At 71.1% G+C, this 8,426-nt stretch carries 10 protein-coding genes; 6 read left to right on the top strand and 4 right to left on the bottom strand.

Features of this window, described 5'->3' with window-relative positions; all coding sequences use genetic code 11:
- Positions 1–43 precede the first annotated feature (43 nt).
- From D452_RS0111690 to D452_RS0111675, 4 genes are read right to left on the bottom strand one after another with little or no spacing between them, the layout of a single operon-like run.
- Positions 44–1,276: an ABC transporter permease gene (locus tag D452_RS0111690; protein ID WP_026129210.1), complete on the bottom strand. Its 1,233-nt coding sequence runs from the start codon at positions 1,274–1,276 to the stop codon at positions 44–46.
- Positions 1,273–2,061, bottom strand: coding sequence for an ABC transporter ATP-binding protein (locus D452_RS28140; protein ID WP_017544333.1), 789 nt, complete (start codon positions 2,059–2,061; stop codon positions 1,273–1,275). Before D452_RS28140 ends, D452_RS0111690 begins: the two co-directional genes overlap by 4 nt.
- Positions 2,058–3,203 carry a peptidoglycan-binding protein gene (locus tag D452_RS0111680; protein WP_017544332.1) on the bottom strand — a complete coding sequence of 382 codons (1,146 nt, stop codon included), beginning with the start codon at positions 3,201–3,203 and terminating at the stop codon, positions 2,058–2,060. The genes D452_RS28140 and D452_RS0111680 overlap by 4 nt, the downstream gene beginning before the upstream one ends.
- Complete coding sequence (locus tag D452_RS0111675) at positions 3,200–3,697, bottom strand: hypothetical protein (RefSeq protein WP_017544331.1); 498 nt, start codon at positions 3,695–3,697, stop codon at positions 3,200–3,202. The genes D452_RS0111680 and D452_RS0111675 overlap by 4 nt, the downstream gene beginning before the upstream one ends.
- 227 nt (positions 3,698–3,924) lie before the next feature.
- On the opposite strand from D452_RS0111675, the gene D452_RS0111670 reads away from it, so the two are divergent.
- The 6 genes from D452_RS0111670 (at position 3,925) to D452_RS0111645 (ending at position 8,246) form a co-directional block, all read left to right on the top strand.
- The gene (locus D452_RS0111670) at positions 3,925–4,581 is read left to right on the top strand and encodes a response regulator transcription factor (RefSeq protein WP_017544330.1); all 657 of its coding nucleotides are present in this window, start codon (positions 3,925–3,927) and stop codon (positions 4,579–4,581) included.
- A gap of 16 nt (positions 4,582–4,597) precedes the next feature.
- Positions 4,598–5,818 carry a sensor histidine kinase gene (locus tag D452_RS0111665; RefSeq protein WP_017544329.1) on the top strand — a complete coding sequence of 407 codons (1,221 nt, stop codon included), beginning with the start codon at positions 4,598–4,600 and terminating at the stop codon, positions 5,816–5,818.
- Between the two features lie 346 nt (positions 5,819–6,164).
- Positions 6,165–6,320 (top strand): hypothetical protein, encoded by a 156-nt coding sequence (locus D452_RS30690; protein ID WP_017544328.1) that lies wholly within the window; start codon positions 6,165–6,167, stop codon positions 6,318–6,320.
- Between the two features lie 11 nt (positions 6,321–6,331).
- Positions 6,332–6,520 (top strand): DUF397 domain-containing protein, encoded by a 189-nt coding sequence (locus tag D452_RS0111655; RefSeq protein ID WP_017544327.1) that lies wholly within the window; start codon positions 6,332–6,334, stop codon positions 6,518–6,520.
- Positions 6,521–6,740: 220 nt separating this feature from the next.
- Positions 6,741–6,929, top strand: coding sequence for a DUF397 domain-containing protein (locus D452_RS0111650; RefSeq protein WP_017544326.1), 189 nt, complete (start codon positions 6,741–6,743; stop codon positions 6,927–6,929).
- 75 nt (positions 6,930–7,004) lie between these two features.
- Positions 7,005–8,246, top strand: coding sequence for an IS30 family transposase (locus D452_RS0111645; RefSeq protein WP_026129207.1), 1,242 nt, complete (start codon positions 7,005–7,007; stop codon positions 8,244–8,246).
- The last annotated feature ends 180 nt before the right edge of the window (positions 8,247–8,426 follow it).

The following is an 8,426-nucleotide window of genomic DNA, read 5'->3' as shown; positions in this document are numbered from 1 at the left end:
CCGCCGTGGTTCACGGAGCCGATGGCTCAGGCGGTGCCGGGGCTCAGGCGGTGCCGAGCGCTTCGGTGGGGTGCTGTGCGGCGGCCCGCAGTGCGGGCACGATCCCGGCCACCGCGCCGATGACCACCGTCGCGGCCACCGCGCCCGCCCCCGCCCACCAGGGCAGGGAGACCGGCCAGCCGCGCAGCAGCGCGTACCCCGCTGTGGCCAGGGAACCCAGGAGCACCCCGAACACCCCGCCCAGCGCGGACAGGGCCATCGCCTCCACCAGGAACTGGCCCCGGATGTCGCGTCGGGTGGCGCCCAGGGCGCGCCGCAGGCCGATCTCGCCCCGGCGCTCCAGCACGGAGATGACCATCGTGTTGGCCACCCCCACGCCGCCCACGAGCAGGGCCACCCCGCCCAGCCCGAGCAGCAGGCCCTGGAAGGTCTGGTCAGCGGCCTGCTGGGCCTCCAGCGCGTCCGACGGGCGGGACACCTTGGCCTCGTTCGGCTTCTCCGGGTTGGCGTTGCGGCCCACCTCGTCCCGGACCCGCTCCACCTGGTCGGGATCGACCCGCACGTACACCGTGGAGGCCTCGCCCTTGGCACCCAGCACGTCCTCGGCGACCCGCTGGCCGACCAGCGCGGCGTTGTCCAGCTCCGGCGCCAGTTCCACCCGTTCCAGCACACCGACCACGGAGAAGTAGGTGTCCCCGATCAGCACCAGCGTGTCCGGGGTGATCCGGTCCACGCCGAGGCGCCCGGCCGCCGACGCGCCGAGCACGACGGCGGGGTGGTCGGAGGTGGCCCCGTTCAGCCACGTGCCCTCGTCCACCTCGGCGCGGACGGCCTCCAACAGGTCGAGGTCCACCCCGTAGGCGGTGATACCGCCGGACTCCGCGCTCGGCACGAGGTCGCTCCGGTAGACGTGGGTCCCGCTCACCTGCTCCACCTGTGAGGTGTGCTCGACCTCCGGCATGCGGTCGATCCGCCCCCGCGCCTCCTCGGGAAGCTTGGCGGCGTCGCCGAACAGGTCCTCGCCCGGACTGACGGTGACCAGGTTGGTGCCGAGCCGTGCGATCCGCTGTTCGAGTTCGGCCTGGCCGGAGGAGGAGACCCCCACCACCGCGACCATCGCGGCGATCCCGATGGCGATGCCCAGGGCGGAGAGCACCACGCGCGTGGGCCGGGCGCGCAGCCCGCTCGATCCGGTGCGCAACCGGTCGACCAGGGAGAGCCGGGCGGGGCGGAGCGGTGATCGGCGGTCGCGCCACCGCCGCAGGAGCCCCCTCACCGGCCCGCCTCCGCCCGGCTCCACGTACTTTCCGGGCCCGGAGCGACGCCCGGAGCCAGGGGGTTCTCCGAGGCCGGTGGGACGCCAAGGGCTCCTGGGTTGCCCGCTCCCCGTGAGGTACCCGAGTCCGCGACGACACGGCCGTCGCGCACCTCCACGCGGCGCGGCAGGGAGGCGGCCAGTTCACGGTCGTGGGTGATCACCACGACCGTGACTCCGTCCCCGTTCAGCTCCCGGAGCACCCGCATCACGGCGTCGCCGGAGGCGGTGTCCAGCGCCCCGGTGGGCTCGTCGGCCAGGAGCAGCGGCGGCGAACCCACCACGGCCCGGGCGATCGCGACCCTCTGCTTCTGCCCTCCGGAGAGCTCGTGCGGCCGGTGGTGGGCCCGGTCCGCCAACCCCACGCGCTCCAGTGCCCGCCGGGCCCGCCGCACGCGGGTGCGGGCCGGGACGCCGGAGTACAGCAGGCCGTCGGCCACGTTGTCCACGGCGTACACGTTGGGCGCCAGGTGGAACTGCTGGAAGACGAACCCGATCGTCCGCGCCCGCAGCGCGGAGAGCTGGTCGTCGGTGAGCTCGCCGACGTCGTGGCCGAACACGCGCACGCGGCCGGAGGTCGGGGCGTCCAGGGTGCCGAGCAGGTTGAGCAGCGTGGACTTCCCCGACCCCGAGGGGCCCACGATCGCGAGCATCTCCCCCCGCTCGACGTTCAGGTCCACGCCGTCCAGCGCCCGAACCCCGCCCGGATAGTGGCGGCTCACCCCGGTGAACTCCACTGCGGTCATTCGGGAACCACCACCTCGGTGCCCGCGTCGACGCCGTCGCCGGTCACCTCCACGAGCCCGTCGGAGAACCAGCCGGTCTCCACCGGAACGTCCCTCACCGCTCCGTCGCCGCCCACCACGGACAGCCCGTAGCCTCCTCCGGAGAGGGCGATCAGGGCACCGACCGGGGCGGCGAGCACGTCCTCGCGCGACTCCCCCTTGGCCCGGACCTTGACCGGCGCCTGGTCCAGAAAGCCCTCGGCGCCGTCGCCGTCCGTGTCGAGGGAGACCAGTACCTCCACGGTGGCCGAGCCACCCCCGCCCATACCGGACTCGTCCTCCTCCACCTGTGCCACGTCCCCCACGGACTCCACTTCGCCGTCGACCGTCTGGCCGTCCGGCATCTCCACGGTGACCTCGTCGCCCTCGTCGACGAGGTCGCGGTCGCCCACCTTGAGGTCGATCCGGACGACTCGGTGGGTGGACGCGGTGGTGAGCAGGGGGGTCGCCGGTCCCACGCTCTCGCCGACCGCCGCCTCGTGGCCGGTCACCCGGACCGGTCCGGAGACGTACCAGATCTGGTCGGGCTCGACCGTGCCGGTGACCTCCATTCCCTCGGTGTCCCTCTGCCAGCGTTTGACCGCCTCGGCGGTGAGCCACGTGTACTCGTCGTCGACGGTGAAGCCGCCGTACCCGAGTTCGGCGAGCGCCTGCTCGAACTGGCGCACGTCCGGCCCCTTGGATCCGGGCTCCAGGGTCCGGTAGGCGGGCTTGTCCCCGCGCAGCAGGATGACGGGACGGCCGTCGATCTCCCAGGCCCGCTGCCCGGCGGAGCGCTCGGCGCCGACCTCGGGCAGCCAGGTGAGCACCCCGTCGGACCTGGCGAAGAACGACCCCGCTCCCGCGTAGCCGAGGGTGCCGTCCAGGCGCTCCTCGCGCAGCAGGGTGGTGCGTTCGACGGCGGCGGTGGCGCCGGGGGCGGTGGTCTCCTCCTCCTTGGCGCCCTGAGGCCAGCCCCAGGCCGTCACCGCCGCTCCGGCGCACAGGACCACCAGGCTCAGCAGCGCCGCCGCCAGCCACAGGAATCCCCGGTTCCGCCGGGGCCGACGCCGTTCGGTGTCGTCGGCCCCGTCCTCGGGGAGGAGTTCGGTGTCCGCGCTCACGAGTCGTCCTCGGGTCCGGCCTCGAGCTCCAGGCTCCGCCCGCCCTCCTCGGTGCAGGAGCTGACGGCGGCCATGTGCTCGTCGTCCTCGGGGTCGACCGGGATAGCGAGCCCCATGCCGCGCTCGGGGTCCTCGATGTCGATGCCGTTCTCCCGCAGGCACTCGGCCACCTTGAGGTCGGACTCGAACTGTTCCTCCTCGGAGGGCGCGTTCTCGTCGACCGGGAGGAGCGCGTCGCACTCCTCCATGGCCGCGAGCATCTCCTCGTCCGGTTCCTCCATGGCGGGGAGGGCGACCATGCCGCCGTCGGGGTCGGGGTCGGGCATGTCGAAACCGGCGTCGCGCATGCAGGCGGCGTAGTCCAGCATCGCCTCCTCCATGGTTGTCTCCTCGGTGGACTCCGAGTCCGCCGCGTCGTCGCCGAGGGCCCCGCAGCCGGTGAGCAGAAGCCCGGCCGCCGCCGTGGCCACGGCCGTGAGGGTCAGTGAACGCATGTGGTCCTCCAGGTTTGGGCGCCGTTTCTCCGCCGACGCCGCTTGTGGGTGCACGCCACATGTCAGCGGGACCACGGTTAGCCGGTGGTTAGGGTCCGCAGGGTTCGCGAGCCTCCGGTTCCCCGGCCAGGCGGGGGTTCGGCGGGGTTAACCTCGGCCTAACCGGGCGGCGGATAGTGCTGGTCAGTCGGGAACGCCGACGGCTGGAGACTGGGCGAGGGGGAAGCGTGCGCATTCTGGTGGTGGAGGACGAGCCGGACCTGGCGGAGACGGTGGCCGAGGGGCTGCGCGGTGAGGGCATGGCGGTGGACGTGTGCCACGACGGCGACACCGGCCTGGAGATGGCCACCGTGCACGACTACGACGTGGTCGTCCTGGACCGCGACCTGCCGGTGCTGCACGGGGATCAGGTGTGCCTGCGGATCGCGGAGGACCCCGGGGTGCAGGCGCGGGTGCTGATGCTCACCGCCGCAGGCGGGCTGGAGGACCGGGTGGACGGGCTCGACCTGGGCGCCGACGACTACCTGGCCAAGCCCTTCGCGTACCTGGAGCTGGTGGCGCGGGTGCGTGCGCTGGGCCGTCGGGCGCGGCCGGCCGCCCCTCCCACGCTCAATAGGGCGGGTCTGGTGCTGGACACCACCCGGCGGACCGCCTCCCGGGACGGGCGGGCGCTCGCGCTCTCCCCCAAGGAGCTGGGCGTGCTGGAGGAGCTGCTGCGCGCGGACGGGGCGCCGGTGACCGCGACCCACCTGATCGAGAAGGTGTGGGACGCCCACCTGGACCCGTTCAGCGGGGTGCTGAAGGTGGTGGTGCACGGGTTGCGCCGCAAGCTCGGTGCGCCCGCGGTGATCGAGACCGTCCCCGGCCACGGATACCGGATCTGACGTGGCTGCCGCTCCCATGGCCGTGCCACGACGCTGGCTGGACCGGTTCACCAGCCTGACCCTGCGCACGAAGCTCGCCCTCGTCTACACGGGGGTCTTCGCCCTCGGCGGGGCGCTGCTCCTCGCCGCCAACTACGCGATGGTCTCCGCGAGCCTGGAGATGCGGGGGGTGGAGCTGTCGACGACGGCGGTGATTCCCAACGGCGACCCGGCCGAGACCCTCGTCGCCCCGGCTCCGACCGTTCCCGCGCAGACCGGCGAGGCGGCACCGGTCACCGGGTGGGAGGAGACCGAGCCCCTGGCCGTCCTGGTCGACGACTACCAGGTGGGGGTGCTGTCGGACCTGCTGCTGAACTCGGTGCTGATCCTGCTGGGCGTCACCCTGCTGGCCGCGCTGGCCGGGTGGGTGATCGCGGGCGGGCCGCTCCGGCGCCTGCACCGGGTGACCGACACCGCGCGCACCCTGTCCGAGCACGACCTGCACAGCAGGCTGGACCTGCACGGGCCGGACGACGAGTTCCGGGAACTGGGCGACACCTTCGACGGGATGCTGTCCCGGCTGGAACGGGCCTTCGACTCCCAGCGCCGGTTCGTCTCCAACGCCTCGCACGAGCTGCGCACGCCGTTGTCGGTGCAGCGTGCGGCGCTGGAGGTGCCCCTGGCACAGGACCGGGTGCCCGACAACCTGCGGCCCGCCTTCCGCAGGGCGCTGGACTCGGTGGCGCGCAGTGAGGCGCTGATCAGCGGGTTGCTGTTGCTCGCCCGGTCAGATCGGGGGCTGGCGCGAACCGAGGAGGTGGACCTGGCCGAGGTGGTCCACGGTGCGGTCGCCCAGCAGGCGGGCGCGGCCGAGGAAGAGGGGGTGGACCTGCGGTTGGACGTGGGACCCGCTCCGGTGGACGGCGATCCGGTTCTGTTGGAGCACCTGGTGCGCAACCTGGTGGAGAACGCGGTCCGCTACAACACCGCCGACGGGTGGGTGGAGGTGCGGGTGCGCACGGCGGCGGGCCGCACGGTGCTCAGGGTGACCAACTCCGGGACGGAGGTGCGTGACGCGGAGGAGCTGTTCGAGCCCTTCCACCGTGGCGACGCGGCCCGGCTGCACCGGGACCGGCCCGGGAGCGGGCTCGGACTGTCCATCGTCCGTTCGATCTCCACAGCCCACGGCGCCAAGGCCACCGCGAGGGCGCGGCCGGAGGGGGGTCTGGTGGTCACCGTGGGCTTCCCGGCGCTCTGAGTCGGGGGTGCTGTTTGTCCCCCGGTCCGGGGTTCGCAGCGCCGGGTCCCCCGGTTCCGAGGCGTGGGGGTTGGAGTGGTGACCTGCGACGGGGCGGTCGCGGGGACGCAACTCGGCCGTGACGAAAATACGCAACGAAAGCCGACCCCCACCGCTGGGGCGGTCCCGGCGGCGGTCGTCGTAACGTTTCTCGACCGGTTATCCACAGGCTGGGGACGGAACCATGCCCCAGCCACCCGCGCCCCTCCTCCAGGAACACCTCAGCCGCTTGTACTGCCCGAGCACCTGACTCCGCTCCCTGCACAGGCGGGGATGGTCCCAGACGGCCGGGTTGCGCTGGTGACGCATGGACGGCGTCCACCCCGAAGCGCGCCGCACGGCCGTCGAAGACACCGAGCAGATTACGATTTTCGAGACCGTGCTCGACCATGTCCAAGCTTCTGCGCTGAGCGTCGAAGACTCACGGGTGTGGTTGGAGGCACGGCTCAACCAGCTCGACTAGAGGACACACCGATGCTCACCAGCAGTGAATCCCACCTGCACTTCCGTAAGTCCAGCTACAGCAGTGCACGTGGCCAGGACTGCGTCGAGGTAGCCGACACCCCTGGAACGTCGGCTGTCCGTGACACGCAGAACAGGGAGCTCGGCGCGTTGGCCTTCCCCTCCCTCGAGTGGACAGCGCTTCTTCGCGTCGCTCAGTAGACCGAACCCAGAAGGCCCCGACCACATGGTCGGGGCCTTCTCGATGCCTCACCAGAAGCATTTCCCGGCTTGACCGTACTCTGCGGCCTTGAGGCGAGAGGTCGACTCCCCTGTCCACAGCTGGACAGGGGTAGGGACGCTTCCTCCGAACACGTGGTGTAGAAGCGGGCAGGACTGTGCAGGAGTCAGTCAGTTCCCCACCCTCAGCGGAGGTCCCAAGATGCACCCTCACATCGACGAGCTCACCTTCCACAAATCCAGCTACAGCGGAGCCCGTGACCAGAACTGCGTTGAGGTCGCAGACCTCCCGTCTGCGGCTGCCGTCCGCGACACCCAGCACCGCGATCACGGTCACCTCGTGTTCGAGGCCACTGAGTGGTCAGCACTACTCGGAACCGTCCGTAGGTAGATCTGGACAGCAGAAGGCCCCGACCGTCTCCTTGAGTTCTAGTGGTCGTTGCAACACCCCACTTGACGGGGTGCGATGGACGACTTCGAGATCCGTAAGAGCCGGGACCCTCAGGGCCGCAAGAAGCTCCAAGCTGAACGGGCGGCCTATCTTGCCCTTGTGGCTCAAGGAGTAAGTACGACACAGGCGTGCCGGATCGTCGGCGTGAACCGCAAGACTGGACACCGCTGGCGATTCGGCCGCCCCACCCGGACCAAAGACGGGCAGGAACGGTCCCTTGCCCCTGCCCGCCCGACCGCTGAGCCAGTCTCTGCCAGCCGCTACCTGACCGGCGATGAGCGCATCCAGATCGCTGACCTGGACCGTGAAGGTCTGGGTGTGCGAGCCATCGCCGCTGAGCTGGGCCGATCCCCTTCCACGATCAGCCGGGAACTACGCCGCAACGCCACCGTGGACCCGCGCGGGAAAGCCCACTACCGCCCCCACGCCGCCCAGGCCCGGGCCGAGGCCCGCAGGCCCAGGCCCAAACCCTCCACGTTCGCCCTGAACCCCGAGCTGCGTGCTGTGGTCCAAGAGCTGCTCAACGACAGGTGGAGCCCGGAACAGATCAGCCGTAGGCTCAAACGGGACTTCCCCGAGCGGCCGGAGCTGCACGTGTGCCACGAGACGATCTACCAAGCGCTCTATGTCCAAGGCCGTGGTGAGCTGCGCCGGGAGTTGGCTGCCGCGCTGCGCTCGGGGCGTGCCCGGCGCAAGCCCCGCCGCCAGGCCCAGCAACGCCGGGAGCGCTTCGCTCATCCGATGGTGATGATCAGCGAACGCCCGGCGGAGGTCGATGATCGGGCGGTGCCTGGCCACTGGGAAGGGGACTTGATCATCGGAGCAGGTGGCGCTTCGGCCATCGGCACCCTGGTGGAGCGCTCGACCCGGTACACGATGCTTCTGCACCTGGGCCAGGGACGCAGCGCTGACCAGGTCCAAGAGGCGTTGACCTCAACGGTGGTGACCCTGCCCCACCATCTGGCGCGTTCGGTGACCTGGGACCAAGGCTCGGAGCTGGGCCGCCACCACGAGTTCACCGTGGCCACCGACATCCCCGTCTACTTCTGCGACCCAGCCAGCCCTTGGCAACGAGGCTCGAACGAGAACACCAACGGCCTGCTCAGGCAGTACTTTCCCAAGGGCACCGACCTGTCGGTGCACTCGCGTGAGCACCTGGAGGCGGTCGCTGTCCAGCTCAACGGACGCCCACGCAAAACGCTCGGCTGGGATACCCCAGCCGAGCGTCTGGCTAAGCTGCTTCAGACGAGCAACTGACCTTCTGTGTTGCGACGACCCCTAGAATCCGCCCTCTCGCGGTCGGGGCCTTCTACATGCATTACCCAGTGCATTTCCCGCGAGGGCTGTACCCCTCTGGCTGCGGGCGGGGACCAGGCGCAACTGTCCGCAGCGGGACAGCGGTTAGGGACGTTTTCTCCGCACACAGGGCGTAGAAGC

The organism is Nocardiopsis prasina DSM 43845 (assembly GCF_000341265.1).
Lineage (GTDB): Bacteria > Actinomycetota > Actinomycetes > Streptosporangiales > Streptosporangiaceae > Nocardiopsis > Nocardiopsis prasina.
The sequence above is the reverse complement of the archived record's forward strand: the minus strand, read 5'-3'. Positions and strand labels throughout refer to the sequence as shown.

Bases quoted from the DNA above. Each gene is read 5' to 3' on its own strand.
- D452_RS28140 (WP_017544333.1), bottom strand. From the start codon at position 2,061: ATGACCGCAGTGGAGTTCACCGGGGTGAGCCGCCACTATCCGGGCGGG.
- D452_RS0111645 (WP_026129207.1), top strand. From the start codon at position 7,005: ATGGACGACTTCGAGATCCGTAAGAGCCGGGACCCTCAGGGCCGCAAG.
- D452_RS30690 (WP_017544328.1), top strand. From the start codon at position 6,165: ATGGACGGCGTCCACCCCGAAGCGCGCCGCACGGCCGTCGAAGACACC.
- D452_RS0111655 (WP_017544327.1), top strand. From the start codon at position 6,332: ATGCTCACCAGCAGTGAATCCCACCTGCACTTCCGTAAGTCCAGCTAC.
- D452_RS0111665 (WP_017544329.1), top strand. From the start codon at position 4,598: ATGGCCGTGCCACGACGCTGGCTGGACCGGTTCACCAGCCTGACCCTG.
- D452_RS0111675 (WP_017544331.1), bottom strand. From the start codon at position 3,697: ATGCGTTCACTGACCCTCACGGCCGTGGCCACGGCGGCGGCCGGGCTT.
- D452_RS0111650 (WP_017544326.1), top strand. From the start codon at position 6,741: ATGCACCCTCACATCGACGAGCTCACCTTCCACAAATCCAGCTACAGC.